This window comes from Mesorhizobium sp. B2-3-2 (assembly GCF_006442295.1).
Taxonomy (GTDB): domain Bacteria; phylum Pseudomonadota; class Alphaproteobacteria; order Rhizobiales; family Rhizobiaceae; genus Mesorhizobium.
The window spans coordinates 123,799-139,249 of the sequence record NZ_VFWA01000010.1; the positions used below are offsets into that span (position 1 = coordinate 123,799).

Below are 15,451 nucleotides of genomic sequence, written 5' to 3' on the forward strand. Positions count from 1 at the left end.
GATTTACGCCTTGCCGGCGTGGGCCGCCTCGATATCGGCCACGATGATCTTGCTCATCTTGTACATCGCCTGCCGCGCCCGGCCGGCCTTGTCGCGGTCCGGGTCGTTCATCAGGCGCAGGGCCGCTTCGGGGATCACCTGCCAGTAGACGCCGAATTTGTCCCTCAGCCAGCCGCAAGGCTTTTCCGCGCCGCCGCCCGCCGTCAGCGCGTTCCAGTAATAATCTGTCTCGGCCTGGTCCTTGGTCTCGATGTAGAGCGAGATCCGCTCGTTGAAGGGCGGCATCGAGCCGGCATTGAGCGCGGTGAAACGCTGGCCCTCGAGCTCGAAGTCGAAGATCGCGTGTGACACCGTTTTGTTCGTGCCGCCGACGAAGTCGGTGAACTCGATCGCCTCAAGCGCCCGGCCATTCTTGAATACAGACAGATAGAAGTCGCGCGCCTCTTCGGCGTTGAGATTGAACCAGAGGAAGGGGTGAACGGTCGCCATGCTGCTCTCGTGAGGTTTGATCACAAATCCTGCGAGCATTCTGTCCAGCATGTGCTGGACAGACAATCCAAACTTTGGCAAGGATTTGTGATCATATCTCACAGATTGGCCATGATCCGCAGACTTCCCCCACTCAACGCGCTGCCGGCCTTCGAGGCCGCCGCGCGGTATTTGAATTTCTCCAGGGCAGCCGACGAGCTCAACGTCACGCACGGCGCCGTCAGCCGGGCGATCAAGCACCTTGAGGAACAGCTCGGCGTGCTTCTGTTCGAGCGCGCGACGCGCTCGGTGCGCCTCACCGCCGTCGGCGGACCCTATGCGAGGGCGGTCCACGAGATGCTCGACCAGCTTGCGGCCGCCACCCAATCGGCGACGGCCGCCCATTCGGCCTCGACATTGAACGTCTCCACCTCCGACGGCTTCGCGGGAAAATGGCTGGTGCCGCGGCTCTATCGCTTTCATCGCGCGCATGGCGACATCGACGTCAGGATTTCGACGACCGGCAGGTTGACCAATTTCCTTGGCGACGGCATCGACGTCGCCATCCGCTATGGCGCGGGAAACTATCCCGGGCTCACATCGGAATTCCTCACCGGCGAGGAGGTGTTTCCGGTGTGCAGCCCGAGGCTCATGCAGGGCGCCTGGCCCCTGGAGAAGCCCGACGATCTCAGGCACCACACGCTGATCCATGATGGTTTCCCGATCGGCTGGGCGGCCTGGCTGTCCAGCGCGGGAGTGGAAGGCGTGGATCCGCGGAGCGGGATTACCTTCGATTCCGCCACTTTCGCGGTCGAGTCGGCCGTGCAAGGCGAAGGCGTGGTGCTTGGCCGGACCATGCTCGTCGCGGCCGACCTCGCCACCGGAAGGCTTGTCCGCCCTTTCGGCCACGCGCTGAAATCGGTTTCCAGCTTCTACCTGGTCTACCCTCCGGACGCGGTCCGCCGGCGCAAGGTGAAGGCTTTTCGCGATTGGCTCTTTTCGGAAATGACGGCGCAGGGTGCCACGGCCGTTTCCGGAGAGTAGCCTCTGCGCTAGCTTCTCAGTCCCGGTGCCTCCTGCCCGGTGCGCTCGACATATTCGGTGTAGCCACCACCATAGGTGTGGATGCCTTCCGGCGTCAGTTCCAGCACGCGATTGGACAGCGCCGCCAGGAAATGGCGGTCGTGCGAGACGAACAGCATGGTGCCCTCATACTGCGACAGCGCCTCGATCAGCATCTGCTTGGTGGCGATGTCGAGATGGTTGGTCGGCTCATCCAGCACCAGGAGGTTGGGCGGATCGAACAGCATCAGCGCCATCACCAGCCGCGCCTTTTCGCCGCCCGAAAGCACCCGGCACTTCTTCTCGATCTCGTCACCGGAAAAACCGAAGCAGCCGGCGAGTGCCCGAAGCGGAGCCTGGCCGGCCTGCGGAAAATTGTCCTCCAGCGTCTGGAACACGGTGCGCTCGCCTTCGAGCAGTTCCATGGCATGCTGGGCGAAATAGCCCATCTTGACGCTCGGACCGCGCGCCACCGAGCCCTGGTCGGGATCGGACGTGCCGGCCACCAATTTCAACAGCGTCGACTTGCCGGCGCCATTGACGCCCATGATGCACCAGCGCTCGCGGCGGCGGACCTGGAAGTCGAGCCCTTCATAGATCGAACGGCTGCCATAGGCCTTGTGGACGTTCTTCAACGTCACGACGTCCTCGCCGCAGCGCGGCGCCGGCTGGAACTCGAAATTCACCGTCTGGCGGCGCTTGGGCGGCTCGACGCGATCGATCTTGTCGAGCTTCTTCACCCGGCTCTGTACCTGGGCCGCATGCGATGCGCGGGCCTTGAAACGTTCGATAAAGGCGATCTCCTTGGCCAGCATCGCCTGCTGGCGCTCGAACTGCGCCTGCTGCTGCTTGTCCGCGATCGCGCGCTGCTGCTGGTAGAATTCGTAATTGCCGGAATAGGCGGTGAGCGAACCACCGTCGATCTCCACCACCTTGTTGACGATTCGGTTCATGAACTCGCGGTCATGCGAGGTCATCAGGAGCGCGCCGTCATAATTTTTCAGGAACTGCTCGAGCCAGATCAGGCTTTCCAGGTCGAGATGGTTGCTCGGCTCGTCGAGCAGCATGGCGTCGGGCCGCATCAGCAGAATGCGCGCCAGCGCCACGCGCATCTTCCAGCCGCCGGAGAGTTTTCCGACGTCGCCGTCCATCATCTCCTGCGAGAAACCGAGACCGTCGAGCACTTCCCGCGCCCGGCCGTCGAGCGCATAGCCGTCGAGTTCCTCGAAGCGGTGCTGCGCCTCGCCATAGCGTTCGATGATCTCGTCCATCCGGTCCGCCTGGTCGGGATCGGCCATAGCTGCTTCCAGCGCCGCCATCTCGGCCGCCACTTCGCTCACCGGCCCGGCGCCGTTCATCACTTCGGCCACCGCGCTGCGGCCATCCATGTCCCCGACATCCTGGCTGAAATAGCCGATGGTGACGCCGCGATCGACCTGCACCTGGCCCTCGTCGGGCTGTTCCTGGCCGGTGATCATGCGAAACAGCGTCGTCTTGCCGGCGCCGTTGGGGCCGACGAGCCCGACCTTCTCGCCCTTCTGCAAGGCGGCCGAGGCCTCGATGAAGACAAGCTGACGGCCGTTCTGCTTGCTGATACTTTCCAGTCTGATCATGAGTGGTCCGGGATGATGTGAGGGAATTGTCCCGGCCCATACGCGAATGACAGCGGCGGGGAAAGAGGCGGAAGCGCCGCATCGGACGCAGCGACCCTTTCCCACGGCGGAGAAGGGAGAAGCGGCGCTGCCATAAGCATTCCCTCGACGGCGGCCACCGCGGCGAAGAACCAGGTGGAGACAGCCGCGCACAAGCACGTCGAGCATCCCAAGAAACACCGCAAGCACACCCGCAAGCACATCGCCAGGAAGCACGCCGTCAGGAAGCCCAAGGCTGCGGCTTGATCTTCTCAAGCCCGGACAAGGAGATAGAGCGGCATCTTGAGATCGCTTCTCTTCCTGACGTCCTCCCGCAAAAAGGCCGCCACGCGCAAAAAGGCCGCCACGCGCAAAAAGCATGGCGGCTTTTCTTTGGCGGCAGCGCCATCGCGGCTTTCCGTTATGACCCATCCATCGGATATTCCGATGACGCTATCGGCTTCTTCCGTTTCCATTGCCTAGACCTGTCTGTCAATTCCCTGCCATCGATATCAAGACAGGGGCTGCGGACATGGACATTTCCAACACAAAAACCCTCATCGTCGGCGGCGGCTCCGGCATGGGCCTGGCACTGGCGCGGCATTGCCTTGATGCCGGCGCCGACGTGATCATCGCAGGGCGCAGCGCGGACAAGCTGCACCATGCCCGCGAGACGCTGGGCAACCCAGCCACGCTGGACACCATTGTGGCCGACATTACCCGCGAGGACGAGGTCGCCGCCCTGTTCGAGCGGATCGGCCAGCTCGGCCATATCGTCAGCACCGCCGCCGACATCGAGGGTGCCTATCAGCTGTTGCCCGCGCTGGATCTCAAGGCTGCGCAAAGGGTGGTGGAAAGCAAGCTCTACGGACCGCTGCTGCTCGCCAAGCATGGTGCGCCCCGGCTATCATCCACGGGCTCCATCACCTTCACCTCGGGTATTGCCGCCTACAGGCCGGCGGCGCGCGGCTCGGTCGTAGCCGCCGTCAACGCGGCGCTGGAAGGGTTGGTGCGGGCGCTGGCGGTCGAACTGGCGCCGATCCGTGTCAATGCTGTGTCGCCGGGCTGGGTCGACACCTCGATCTGGGCTTATGTTGCCGGGGATCGGAAAGACGAGATGCTCAATGCCATGGCAGAGCGGCTGCCCGCCGGTCGGGTCGGCCGGCCCGACGACATCGCCTCGGCCATCGGCTTCCTGATGCGCAATGGTTTTACGACGGGGACAACGCTGCATGTCGAGGGCGGGCATCGGCTGATTTGACCGGCGCGAAGCTCCCGCCTGCGGCCGTCAGCAGCAACTTCAGGGCTGGCGGCTGCACGCGCCTGCGCCGCCAGATCATGGCGAGCGCAACCGTGCGGGCCGCGCCTGGCCACTGCATTTCAATGAGTTCGCCCCGCTCCAGCGCCTCGGCCACGGCCATATGCGGCACCAGCGCAAAACCGGCACCCGCCGCCACCAGGCCGGCGATGGTGCCGATGCTGCCGACTTCGCACGCCGGCTTTGGCGCCGCGAGGCCTGCCTCGGTGAAGGCGGTATCGAACATGTGCCGGTAGACGCATCCGGGCTCGGTGGCGACAAAATTCATCGCGGCAAGCCCGGCGAGTTCCTCCCGCACTTGGCCCTGCCCTGGAGGGCCGACCAGCACCAGGGGTTCAGCCGATACGGTTCGCCTCGCCAGCGGTTCATCGCGCCTGAAGGCATCGCCGCGGTCAAAGCAGAAGGCCACATCGATTTCGCCGTCGCCGAGCTTGCGCAGCAGTTCACCGCTGCCGGCGACCGTCAAGCGAAAGGCAATGTCGGGATGGCTGGCCTGAAACCGCGCGAGCCATTGTGCAAGCCTGGTTGAAGCGATCGTCTCCAGAGCGCCGATCGTCAGCGAGCCGCTTACCTGCCCAGCACCTGCCTGAACGGCGGCGCGCGCCTCGTCAGCCAGCATCAGCAACTCTTCCGCGTAAGGCTGCAAGGTTCGGCCCGCTGGCGTGAGGTCCAGACCAATGCGCGAGCGCACGAACAGCGCGGTCCCGAGGTCAGCCTCGAGCGTCTGGATCTGGTCGCTGACGCTCGACTGCGCCAGATGGACTTCTCGTGCGGCACGCGTGATGTTGCGGCTACGCGCCACCGCCAGGAATGTCTTGAGCAATCTGGGATGCATCAGGCGGCTGATATCACTGCAACTGCGGCTTCTTCAGGAAACTGCCGCGATCGGCGGATTTGACGCGCAGCCAGGTTTCGCGGCCGTCGCGCAGGACCCGCATTGGGATCTCGGCGCCGGCCGAACCGCTGTCCCACAGCTTGCGATAGAAATCGGCCAGCCCGTCGACGGCGCCGTCGCGTATATCGGAGATGACGTCGCCCTCGCGCAGGCCCGCCTTGGCGGCTGGGCCGCCTTCGGTCACGCTCATCACCACCACCCGCCCGTCGCTTTCGGCCGAGAGGGCGCCGAGCCATGGCCGTGGCGGCCGCGCCACCTGGCCGCGCGTCAGGAGATCGTCGAGGATCGGCGGCAACAGGTCGATCGGCACCACCATGTTGATATCGGCGACCTCGCCGTTGCGGCTCATCTGCAGGCGCAGCGACCCGACGCCGAGCAGCGCGCCCTTTGCATCGAACAGCGCCGCGCCGCCCCAGGAAGGATGCGCCGGCGCGATGAAGATCGCTTCCTCGAGCAGATATTCCCAATAGCCGGCGAATTCCTGCTTGGTGACGATCCTGGCCTGAACCGACTGGCCGATGCCGTCGGCGAGCACCACGCTGTCCCCGATCCTGGCCCTGCCGGCGTCGCCCAGCGCCACCGCAGGCAGGCCAAGCGGCGCCAGCGCCTGCACCAGGCCAAAGCCCGATTCCTGGTCGTAGGCCAGCGCATGCGCCGGCACGACGCGGCCGTCATGGGTCGTAAGCCATACCTCTTCCGCCTCGGTGATGAGATAGCCGATGGTCAGCACCAGCCCATTGTCGCGAATGACGACGCCGCTGCCTTCGCGCAGCGTGCCCAATGCCCCGGCAGTGAAGGCATCGTCTGGAATGGTGGCGCGCACCGCCACGACTGAGCGTCTGTTGGGATTGATGGGCATACTCTTGTCCTGGACGGGCTTGGGGGTCACGTTCCTATAGGTATGGCACGCGAACCAAGCCGCAAGGGGTTGGGGGCCTCCCCTCCATCCTTTCGAAGCCCGAAGGGAAGATGAGCGGCATGGTCATTGACAATAGTTCAACGCAAGTTGAACTTTCCCGTTTGCAGCCCTAGCTGTAGGTGCAACTGCCCAGTCCCGTTTCCAACCTGTCTCTCCCCCACACTACGAGGCCCTGCGATGACCGAATACACTCCGCCGAAAGTATGGACCTGGAACAAGCCGAGCGGCGGCGCCTTCGCCAGCATCAACCGCCCGATCGCGGGCCCGACGCATGACAAGGTGCTGCCGGTAGGCAAGCACCCGTTGCAGCTCTATTCGCTGGCGACGCCGAACGGCGTCAAGGTGACGATCATGCTGGAGGAATTGCTGGCGCTTGGCCACAAGGGCGCCGAATACGACGCCTGGCTGATCAGGATCAACGATGGCGACCAGTTCGGCAGCGGCTTCGTCGAGGTCAATCCGAACTCCAAGATCCCAGCACTGATGGACCGAAGCGGCGCCACGCCCATCCGCGTCTTCGAGTCCGGTTCGATCCTCACCTATCTCGCCGAGAAGTTCGGCGAGTTCCTGCCGACCGGCCAGCCGGCGCGCGCCGAGACCCTGTCCTGGCTGTTCTGGCAGATGGGCTCGGCCCCTTATCTCGGCGGCGGCTTCGGCCATTTCTATGCGTACGCGCCGACCAAGATCGAATACGCCATCGACCGCTTCGCCATGGAAACCAAGCGCCAGCTTGACGTGCTCGACCGCCGCCTGGCCGAGACCGAATATCTTTCCGGCGCCGGCTACTCGATCGCCGACATGGCGGTCTGGCCTTGGTATGGCGGACTGGCGCTCGGCCGCATGTACAATGATTCCGGCGAGTTCCTTTCGGTGCAGGACTACAAGAACGTGCAGCGCTGGGCGAAGGCGATCGACGAGCGCCCTGCGGTCAAGCGTGGACGCATGGTCAACCGCGCCTTCGGCGAACCCGCGATGCAGTTGCACGAACGCCATGATGCCAGCGACTTCGACACGAACACGCAGGACAAGCTGGCGGCCGAATGAAGTGCGAGAGCGGGCAGCGCCGCTGCCCGCTCCCCGTTTGATTTGCGAAAGCATCGATGACGGCGTCTCACCTGGAAGGAGGCGTGGGCCATCGCGCCAAGTTCGATCAGCGCGGATCCGCTCGGGCGCCGCTCAGGACGGCAATGCGTCTCCTTCTGTCGTCGCCCAACGTCAATAGCGATAGCGGTCCCCTCCCACAGGTCACCTAGAAAATCTGTTGCGCAAATGCCGGCCGAGGCGCAACGTGTTGCCAGCAGATCGATATATGCGAGCAAATCGATCCTGCGTCGCGGTGTCTATGCCGCGTAGGGCATGCTTGGGTTGCAGCGGCGCCAACGTCCTTTTCGGGCGCGGGCACGCCGCTTTGGTTGGGTCGGGGGAACAGATGACGCTCACACTGATCGGGGCCGGTTTCGGCCGCACCGGCACATGGTCGACCTTCGCCGCGCTGAACAGGCTCGGCCTGCCCTGCTATCACATGCAGGAAGTGATCCTGAACAAGGCCAACAAGGGCCATCTCGATTTCTGGCGCAAGGTGGCCAACAGCCCGCCCGGCACGCAGCAGGACTGGAGCCGGGTGTTCGGCAATTACAAGGCAACGGTCGACAATCCCGGCTGCTGCGTGTGGCGCGAACTGATGGCCGCCTATCCCGATGCCAAGGTGCTGCTCACCTTGCACCCGCGCGGCGCGGAAGCCTGGTATGAGAGCACCATCGACACGATCTACTTCACCGAGAATGTCTGGCAGTTCAAGTCCTGGAATGGCTGACGCCGTTCGGCCGGAAATTCGGCGACATGTCACGCAAGCTGATCTGGGGCCGCACGCTAGCCGGCGTCATGGGCAACCGCGCCAAGGCCGTGGCGCGCTACAACGCCTATGTCGAGGAAGTGAAGGCGGCGGTGCCGCCGGAAAGGCTGCTGGTGTTCAAGGTCAGCGAAGGCTGGGCCCCGCTCTGCCACTTCCTCGACGTGGCGCAACCGAACGAGCCCTTCCCCAATCTCAACGACCGCGAGACCATCAAGAAGATAATCGCCGACATCATCAAGGGCTCCTACATCATGCTGGGGCTAAGCGTGGCGGCGGTTATGGCGGTGATCGCGGCGCTGTGGTGGTGGCTGGGGTAGTTGGGCGCCGTTCGTCGATCCCTCGGTGCAGCAGGGGCGAAGCGACGCGGCTTTGCGATCCAGGCCACGACGATTACCAAAAAGCGCTGCGGTCAAAAACAAGGGCGTCGTTGTCGATACCACCAAGCAGGCTGAATCGCGCGATCACCGTGTTAATTGGTGCCGCCGTCCGAGGACCGTCGTACCCGAATTTCAATGCGCCGGCGCTCCCGGATATCGCCACCGTGGCTGCCGTCGGCGATAATGTCTCCCGGCATTACGAGCTGTGCCGCTGACAAGGGAATGATCTTGACACTGCCCAGCCGTCCCGTCTGGATCAATGCGTTCGCTACCGCGATCGCGCGCGAGAGCCCCAGCCCCGCATTGTCGGCCGGCGTCAAATCGCTGATAGCGCTGGCTCCGTTCATCGCCGAGATCGCGGCCGCGTCGAGGTTGGACGGTTTGGCCGGATTGATTTTCTGCTCATCCGTGTGACCGACGATCTCGACGACATCGACTTTGTAGCGTGTCAGCAAAGACAGCACGTCGTCTGTCACCTTGGTCTGCAAACGAGCCCGGAACGCGTCGGTGAGAGCAGCGCTGCCACGTTCAAATGTATAGCCGTCGTCGCTCAACGTTATCATCGGCGGCCACTGCATCGACGATTCAGCGTCTGCGCTCCTGTCGTTGGAGGCCGACAGCGTCTTTTCAAGTCGGTCCAGCAGACGGGGGTCAGCGGCTTTGGCTTCGCTGATTTCGAGCAGCAATTTCCGCAGCGTCGGGTCTGACGTCGGCGCGGCATCGATGCCCTTTTCCGCAAGCCCGTCAATCACCGCTTTGGCCGCCACGAGCTCGGTCCAGTTGGCTGGCGGCAAAGGAAGCGCCGCTTTTGGAAACAGCGCCTGCAGGCGCGCCAGTTCGGCACGCATGTCGGCAAGCTGGCCCACCGTGATGTCCAGGTTCGCGGAGGCCTGCAGCTCGGCGATCCTCTCATCTTTTCGCTGTGCGATGCTGGCCGATACCAGCAGGAGACAGAAAAGCAGAAGGAGGAGAAGCTCGGCCATCGTGAGCCCAAGCACTACGCCTCGGCGATGGCCGCGTTCCCCTTCGGCGATAAGCGAGGAAGGCATCTTCATCGACATCGTTCCACACTGACCATGCAACGCGCTTTAGCCGCCACGCCAGAGCCGTCTGAATAGACCCTGCCGCGTCGGCGCTCGATCATAACCCTCAAATGTCGCCGCAAGTTTGTCGAGCACAGCGCTGGCTCGAAGCGCTTCCGCCGTGGACTGTTCCAGCCCGCGCCGAAGCTCCGCCACATCGCCAAGACGGGAAGAGAAATCGCTCATGGCGGTTTCGATCGCCCGCTGCAAACCGGCCACGACCGGCTCCAGCCGGACCTCGATGACCTTGTCGGGTGTCGACATGCTACCGAGCTTGTCGGCGACCGACTGCGTCGCGGCCGCAATCTGAGTACTGGCGCTGGTCAGGATGGCGTTGATATCGTGAACTGCCTTGGCTGTCTGGTCGATGCCGCCCCGCAGCTCCTTGGTGTCTATTCCATTCTGGATCGCCAGCGAGGATACCCTGATGTGCTCGGAAGCCTCTTTGGCGAGTAGGTCCAGCGACTGGACCAGGGACTTCGCCGAGGTTTCCACTTGCGTTCGTATGTCGTGATAGCCTTCTTGCAGCATCTGCTGGTTGGAGCGTTGGAAATGGTTCATCTCGCTCAGGATGCCATCGAGTTCCCGGCGCACCTTGCGGGACGCTTCTGCAAGCTCGAGACGTGACACGCGTTCCACCTCCATGGGGTCGCGCCGGAGCTGATTGAAGACGATGCGAAATGCAATGCCGGCGATGGTGGAGGAAACCGCGATGCCGAAATTGCGCACGATCTCGTCGACCGCGCCACCGCCCCCATATTGGTAAAGCGAAACGGCGAGGCTGGTGAGCGTGAAGATGAAGCCCATATAGTAGAAGTTGTCGCCGGTTTGATCGTCGCGCAGCCGGAGCCCGCGCGCGATCATGATCATCGCCGCGTAGCCGATCATCAGCGCGATCGGCACAAAGGTAACGACGAATGCCGAGACCGAAAGCGATTTGGCCGCGACGATGTAGGCGGCACCCAGGCCGGTAAAGACGATAAAGACTATTGGCGCCGCAGCGTCCAACTGCCGGCTGGCCGCGCGGGGCCGTCTCACCCTTCAACCCCTTGCAACGACTTGGCGGAGCTGAAAACGCCGTGATTGTAATCAATCCACTGCTGCCAGAATGCCATCAACGCGACGCTGTCGACGGGCGACTTCGCCCGGCGTATGAGCCAGATCGACACATCGCTGCCAGCGAGATCCGTAGCGAACCGGTTTGCCGCGGGCGATTTTTTGAAGGCATCGAAATCTGTGGCGCCCCGGTAGTGGGAGAAGAATTCGGTGTTCTCGAACATGTCCGAAACGACAATCAGCCGCGAGGGGATCGCACGCGCTTTCTGGGCGACCAGATGGCTGACGGCTATCGACTGAATGCCGGCCATGATCGGCGAGCTGTCGGCCTTGTTTGCCTCGACCGCTTTCTCAAGCGCAACCAGCAGCGGCTGGCCGAATCCCGCTTGCCAACGCTCTCGCGCCAGCGCCGCATTGCCGGTGAAAGCACTGAGGTCGCCGCCATTGCCGGGGTTGCACAGCGAGAAGAGTTCTTTCGTATAGGGTGCCGCAGCCGTAAGGGCTCTGATCTCGAGCAAGCCACCGCGCTGGATGCCGGAGGCGGTATCGCGCAATAGGGTCTGGATGTTCAGTTTGGTGACGTCGGCGATTGCATCCGTGGTATCGATCAGGATGATGGTTTGCGACACAGCTCCGACAACCGGGCAAAGCCGATCGTCAAGTTCGACGAGTTGCGAGCGCGCCGAGACATAGACGTAGGTAAAGCCCACTGCCGCGGCAACGAGGCCGAGCGCGAACAGAATGATCCAGCCCCAGTTGAGAAGGTTGGAAGGCGAGCGCCGGGACCGTCGACCGCTCATTGGGCTTCAGGCACCAACACATCCAGCTCGCGATACTGCTTCAACGCCGCCTCGAACTGTTCACCCAGGCCAACCAGCATCTTGTCGAGGTCGCCTTGCGCATCCTTGATGGAAGCTTGCAATTCGTCGCTGTTCCATTCCCCGTCGCGGAAATACTGAACGCCGATCCGGCCGAGTTGGTATGGCCGCGAAAAGCGCTCCGGCGCGGGTGTCGTGCGTGCCGCGATATTGGCGTCCCTGTAGATTCGGAACAGGCTGTTTGCGGCACGTTCAAGCTGAGCTTGGTGGGCGTCGAACAGCCCAACCAACCGAGAGCGATGCGCCACGATCGCATCGTGTTCTGTCCGCTGCTTGCTGAGATCGGCGCGCGCATCGGCGAGTTCATCCTCGTAACCACTGCGAACATCGGAAAGCTCGCCGATCAGGCCTTGCCGCTTGTTTCGATAATTTGCCCGCGCCTCGTCAAGCCGGTGATCAACCGTGGCGTAGCCTGGATAAGTGTCACGCATGCTGAGCCCGTCGATCAGGGCAAAGAGCGAAAACATCACACCGAGGAAGAAGAGTATCCAGGAGCGAAATTCGTTCAACGCGAATGGCGCGCTTAGCAAGCGTCGCATCACCTCGTCGCCATTGGTCGCGATCGTTCCGGCAACCTCGCGGTAATGCGCCAGACCCAGATTGATGGCACTCGCAGCGCCGATATAGGCGGCGATGGCGAGAATGCCGACAAATTTACGGAGAATCGACCGATGCGCGATCTCGCGCACGCCATAGAGGGCGAACATCAGCGCGACGCCGACATTGAGAATCGCGAAGATCAGCGCCTCGACGATGCCGCCGACCAGCCCGAGCTCGTTTCGCTTTGCAAGCAGTTCGCCATTGATGACGAGCTCTGCCATCACCAGCGCCACCACAAAGAGCCATTTCAACGTGGTACCGATGGCCGTGGTTTTCTTGCAGGGCCGGCGAAGCCCGTTCTGATCCTTGAAATCACGATGCCAGGACTCTGCCTCCTTCAGATCGCGCCGCAGCCCATGCAGATCATCGATCCCCATCTGCAATTCGGCTTTCAAGTCGGAGAGACCAGCCGTGGATGCCGCCTTTATATTGGCAAAGCGCGATTCAAAGTCGAGGTCGATGAGACGCTGCCTGAACCCCGCAAGTTGGTTCTCCAAGTGATCGTGGGATTGTTTTTGGGCGGCTCCAACCAATTCGATGATATCGTTTTCAACGGCATCGTAAGGTAGGTCATCGCTTTGAGGCAGATTCTCCCTGCCCCGCTTCTCGCCTTTCTCCGCAAGCCGCATATCCGTTGCAATGCGCTGGACGTCGATGTCGGGGAATGACTCTGTCGTCGGCCTATAGGCATGCGGCGGCCGCAGCAGCCGTTGCTTGAGCTTTTCCAGTGACCCGAACATTCCACCCCACGTACACTCTTCCGACCACCCGGATCGAGGCTAGCGGTAAGCTTCGGATTCTTCAACGAGTTTCGCCCAAATCGAAATTCGACCTGAAATATCTCTCGCGGACGCACAGCATCTGCAACTCCGCCGGAATGACTGTCTATTGCTAGGGAGCCGTATTGTACTTCACACCGTATACTGCATGGTCGCTGTTGTTGACCAAACGCCGCAGTCTCGATCGCACGGCGAAGCTCTTGCCCTACCCAGCGAGCTTCCCATCCTTCGCGATTTCCCTCCCTCCACGATATACCGTGCGCTCCTTCGGCACCGCCACCACTGCCTCGGGCACATGCTCGGCCCTCAGCGTCACGAAATCCGCCCTGGCGCCGACGGCAATTCCGTAACCTTCAAGTCCGAGCGCCTTGGCCCCGGCATAGCTCACCACGTCGAAGGCCGCTTCCAACTCGCCGTCCTGATAGAAGCCGGAGCGGTAGCCGATCATGTTGGCGCGGTTGAGCATGTCGCCATCACCATAGGGCCACCAGGAATCGCGGATGTTGTCGGAGCCGCCGAATACGGTGACGCCGGCCGCGCGCAGCGCCGCCACCGGCGGGAAGGCGTGGTTGCCGGGTGCGTTGGTCATGATGGCGACGCCCGATCCGGCGAGCATTTCGCCGGCCTTGGCCAATGCCTCGGGGCCGATATCGCCCAAGGCATAGGCGTGGCTGACGCAGACACGGCCTTGCATGCCGAGCGCCTTGGTGCGCGCGGCGATCTCCTCGATCTGGAACAAGCCGAGGCTGCCGCCGTCATGCAGATGGATATCGACGCCAGCGCCATGCTTTTGCGCCAGCCCGAACACCACGTCGAGATGGCTCTTCACGTCGCGGTCGAAGCTTGCCGGGTCGAGCCCGCCAACGAGATCGCAGCCGAGCCTGAGCGCCTCGTCGAGCAGTTCCGGCGTGCCCGGCGACGACAGGATTCCGCTTTGCGGGAAGGCGACGATCTGGATGTCGATGCGCTCGCGATAGGTCTCACGCACGGCCAGGATCGTCTCCATATGCCTCAGCCCGACCGAGCCATCGACCATGACGTGGCTGCGCAGGGCAAGGCTGCCGTTGCCGATACAGAGTTCGAGCTGGTTCTTCGCCCGCTCTGCCATGGGCGCCGCCGCCGCGAGGTTACGCGCCTGGAAGGCAACGCGCTCGCGCACATCGAAACCGTCACTGCAGGGAATATGCGGGCGCCACGCATCGCCGTAAAAGGAGGTGTCGAGATGGATATGGCCCTCGACGAAACCCGGCACCACGAGCACGCCGCCGAGATCGATGATGGTAGCGTCGGCGGCCACTTCGCCACCAGCCGGCGCGACAGCGCTGAAGCGACCGCCGGCGACGGCAAGGTCGACCAGCGCGCTGCTGTTCAGCTTTGCGTTTCGGAAAATGGTGGTGTTCAAGATTGGGAAGATCCTTCGCTGCTGTCGACATCATCCACCATGAGCGCATGGCTGGCGTCAACGCCGCAACAGGTGGAAACAGTTTCCAAGGGACCGCGAAGATCCGGCCCGAACAAGGCCATAGTCGCACATCTTGAATCGGCACGACAGGCCTGCTTCCTGGCTCGTTGACTCCGGCGCCCCGGGGAACAGCGCCTTCGCATCACCGCCGGCTGGTAGCGGGCCGCCGTCGGCACCGTAGCGTCGGCAGCGAAGCCGGCCGTATCGCTGTCGAAATGGCGGGCTGAAGCCGACTACAGGGCAGGACAGAGGCGGGAGACCGCAAGAAATCTGTCATTTCGCGCCGTCAACGGCCGCCCTCATCCCAACTCCACCCACACCGGCGCGTGGTCGCTGGCGCCGTCCTCACCGCGCACGTCTCGGTCGATGCCGGCAGCCTTGAGCTTGGGGGCGAGCTTCTTCGACAGGAGGATGTGATCGAGCCGCAAACCCGCATCGCGCGGCCAGCGGTTCCGCCGGTAATCCCAGAAGGTGTAGAGCGTCTCTTTGGGGTAGACCTTGCGCAGTGCGTCCGTCCAGCCTTGCTCGATGAGCGCCGCAAAGGCTGCCCGGCTTTCCGGCTGTACAAGCGCGTTATCGTCGTAGGAGCGCGTGGCATAGATATCGCGCGGCTCGGGCACGATGTTGTAGTCGCCCGCCAGCACCACCGGCAGCCCGGTATCGAGCAACTGTTCGGCATGTGCGGCCAGCCGCGCGTGCCAGGCGAGTTTGTACTGAAATTTCGGCCCCGGCTGCGGGTTGCCGTTCGGCGCGTACAGGCAGCCGATGACGATGCCGTTCACCGCCGCCTCGATGTACCGGCTCTGCCTGTCCGCATCGTCGCCGGGCAGCACGTCGCGCGTCAGCACCGGCTCGGCGCCCCGCGCCAGTATGGCAACGCCGTTCCAGGTCGGCTCCCCCTTCCACACCGCGCCGTAGCCGGCATCGGCCAGGGCAGTGCGCGGAAACTGCATATCGCGCGCCTTCAATTCCTGAAGGCAGACCACATCGGGGCTTGCCGCCGCCAGCCAGGTCAGCAGATTCTTCAGCCGGCTGTTGACGTTGTTGATGTTGAAGGAGGCGATTTTCATCG

14 protein-coding genes and 1 pseudogene are annotated in these 15,451 nt (G+C 63.1%); 4 read left to right on the forward strand and 11 right to left on the reverse strand.

Features of this window, described 5'->3' with window-relative positions; translation table 11 throughout:
* Positions 1-3: 3 nt before the first annotated feature.
* Positions 4-489: a VOC family protein gene (locus FJ964_RS21700; RefSeq protein ID WP_140552296.1), complete on the reverse strand. Its 486-nt coding sequence runs from the start codon at positions 487-489 to the stop codon at positions 4-6.
* A 111-nt stretch (positions 490-600) separates the two neighbouring features.
* Here FJ964_RS21700 and gcvA point away from each other — a divergent pair, with 111 nt between their 5' ends.
* Complete coding sequence (gcvA, locus tag FJ964_RS21705) at positions 601-1,512, forward strand: transcriptional regulator GcvA (RefSeq protein ID WP_140552297.1); 912 nt, start codon at positions 601-603, stop codon at positions 1,510-1,512.
* Between the two features lie 8 nt (positions 1,513-1,520).
* Here gcvA and FJ964_RS21710 read toward each other — a convergent pair whose 3' ends face one another.
* Positions 1,521-3,143, reverse strand: coding sequence for an ABC-F family ATP-binding cassette domain-containing protein (locus FJ964_RS21710; protein WP_140552298.1), 1,623 nt, complete (start codon positions 3,141-3,143; stop codon positions 1,521-1,523).
* Between the two features lie 290 nt (positions 3,144-3,433).
* Complete coding sequence (locus tag FJ964_RS21715; protein WP_140552299.1) at positions 3,434-3,637, reverse strand: hypothetical protein; 204 nt, start codon at positions 3,635-3,637, stop codon at positions 3,434-3,436.
* 56 nt (positions 3,638-3,693) lie between these two features.
* Here FJ964_RS21715 and FJ964_RS21720 point away from each other — a divergent pair, with 56 nt between their 5' ends.
* Positions 3,694-4,422 carry an SDR family oxidoreductase gene (locus tag FJ964_RS21720; protein WP_140552300.1) on the forward strand — a complete coding sequence of 243 codons (729 nt, stop codon included), beginning with the start codon at positions 3,694-3,696 and terminating at the stop codon, positions 4,420-4,422.
* Here FJ964_RS21720 and FJ964_RS21725 read toward each other — a convergent pair.
* Complete coding sequence (locus FJ964_RS21725; protein ID WP_140552301.1) at positions 4,373-5,314, reverse strand: LysR family transcriptional regulator; 942 nt, start codon at positions 5,312-5,314, stop codon at positions 4,373-4,375. The two genes, FJ964_RS21720 and FJ964_RS21725, sit on opposite strands and share 50 nt — an antisense overlap.
* A 13-nt stretch (positions 5,315-5,327) precedes the next feature.
* Positions 5,328-6,233 (reverse strand): S1C family serine protease, encoded by a 906-nt coding sequence (locus FJ964_RS21730; RefSeq protein WP_140552302.1) that lies wholly within the window; start codon positions 6,231-6,233, stop codon positions 5,328-5,330.
* A 237-nt stretch (positions 6,234-6,470) separates the two neighbouring features.
* Between FJ964_RS21730 and yghU the strand changes: the two genes are divergently transcribed.
* Complete coding sequence (gene yghU / locus FJ964_RS21735) at positions 6,471-7,337, forward strand: glutathione-dependent disulfide-bond oxidoreductase (RefSeq protein ID WP_140552303.1); 867 nt, start codon at positions 6,471-6,473, stop codon at positions 7,335-7,337.
* A 385-nt stretch (positions 7,338-7,722) separates the two neighbouring features.
* Positions 7,723-8,462, forward strand: a pseudogene (locus FJ964_RS31790) (sulfotransferase family protein).
* Between the two features lie 152 nt (positions 8,463-8,614).
* Here the strand turns inward: FJ964_RS31790 and FJ964_RS21745 are convergent.
* From FJ964_RS21745 to FJ964_RS21770, 6 genes are all read right to left on the reverse strand, one after another.
* Entirely contained in the window at positions 8,615-9,577 is a 963-nt protein-coding gene (locus tag FJ964_RS21745; protein ID WP_181172565.1) for an OmpA family protein, read from the reverse strand.
* 33 nt (positions 9,578-9,610) lie between these two features.
* Positions 9,611-10,642 carry a hypothetical protein gene (locus tag FJ964_RS21750; protein ID WP_140552305.1) on the reverse strand — a complete coding sequence of 344 codons (1,032 nt, stop codon included), beginning with the start codon at positions 10,640-10,642 and terminating at the stop codon, positions 9,611-9,613.
* Positions 10,639-11,289 carry a hypothetical protein gene (locus tag FJ964_RS21755; protein ID WP_140552306.1) on the reverse strand — a complete coding sequence of 217 codons (651 nt, stop codon included), beginning with the start codon at positions 11,287-11,289 and terminating at the stop codon, positions 10,639-10,641. The genes FJ964_RS21750 and FJ964_RS21755 overlap by 4 nt, the downstream gene beginning before the upstream one ends.
* A 167-nt stretch (positions 11,290-11,456) precedes the next feature.
* The gene (locus tag FJ964_RS21760) at positions 11,457-12,878 is read right to left on the reverse strand and encodes a hypothetical protein (protein WP_140552307.1); all 1,422 of its coding nucleotides are present in this window, start codon (positions 12,876-12,878) and stop codon (positions 11,457-11,459) included.
* 244 nt (positions 12,879-13,122) lie between these two features.
* A complete protein-coding gene (locus FJ964_RS21765; protein WP_140552308.1) occupies positions 13,123-14,319 on the reverse strand; it encodes an amidohydrolase family protein in 1,197 nt (398 codons plus the stop codon).
* A 359-nt stretch (positions 14,320-14,678) separates the two neighbouring features.
* Positions 14,679-15,449 carry an exodeoxyribonuclease III gene (locus FJ964_RS21770; RefSeq protein ID WP_140552309.1) on the reverse strand — a complete coding sequence of 257 codons (771 nt, stop codon included), beginning with the start codon at positions 15,447-15,449 and terminating at the stop codon, positions 14,679-14,681.
* Positions 15,450-15,451 lie beyond the last annotated feature (2 nt).

Coding starts and splice junctions, on each gene's coding strand:
- FJ964_RS21745 (WP_181172565.1), bottom strand. CDS start 9,577: ATGAAGATGCCTTCCTCGCTTATCGCCGAAGGGGAACGCGGCCATCGC.
- FJ964_RS21730 (WP_140552302.1), bottom strand. CDS start 6,233: ATGCCCATCAATCCCAACAGACGCTCAGTCGTGGCGGTGCGCGCCACC.
- FJ964_RS21720 (WP_140552300.1), top strand. CDS start 3,694: ATGGACATTTCCAACACAAAAACCCTCATCGTCGGCGGCGGCTCCGGC.
- FJ964_RS21700 (WP_140552296.1), bottom strand. CDS start 489: ATGGCGACCGTTCACCCCTTCCTCTGGTTCAATCTCAACGCCGAAGAG.
- yghU (WP_140552303.1), top strand. CDS start 6,471: ATGACCGAATACACTCCGCCGAAAGTATGGACCTGGAACAAGCCGAGC.
- FJ964_RS21710 (WP_140552298.1), bottom strand. CDS start 3,143: ATGATCAGACTGGAAAGTATCAGCAAGCAGAACGGCCGTCAGCTTGTC.
- FJ964_RS21715 (WP_140552299.1), bottom strand. CDS start 3,637: ATGGAAACGGAAGAAGCCGATAGCGTCATCGGAATATCCGATGGATGG.
- FJ964_RS21760 (WP_140552307.1), bottom strand. CDS start 12,878: ATGTTCGGGTCACTGGAAAAGCTCAAGCAACGGCTGCTGCGGCCGCCG.
- FJ964_RS21725 (WP_140552301.1), bottom strand. CDS start 5,314: ATGCATCCCAGATTGCTCAAGACATTCCTGGCGGTGGCGCGTAGCCGC.
- gcvA (WP_140552297.1), top strand. CDS start 601: ATGATCCGCAGACTTCCCCCACTCAACGCGCTGCCGGCCTTCGAGGCC.
- FJ964_RS21770 (WP_140552309.1), bottom strand. CDS start 15,449: ATGAAAATCGCCTCCTTCAACATCAACAACGTCAACAGCCGGCTGAAG.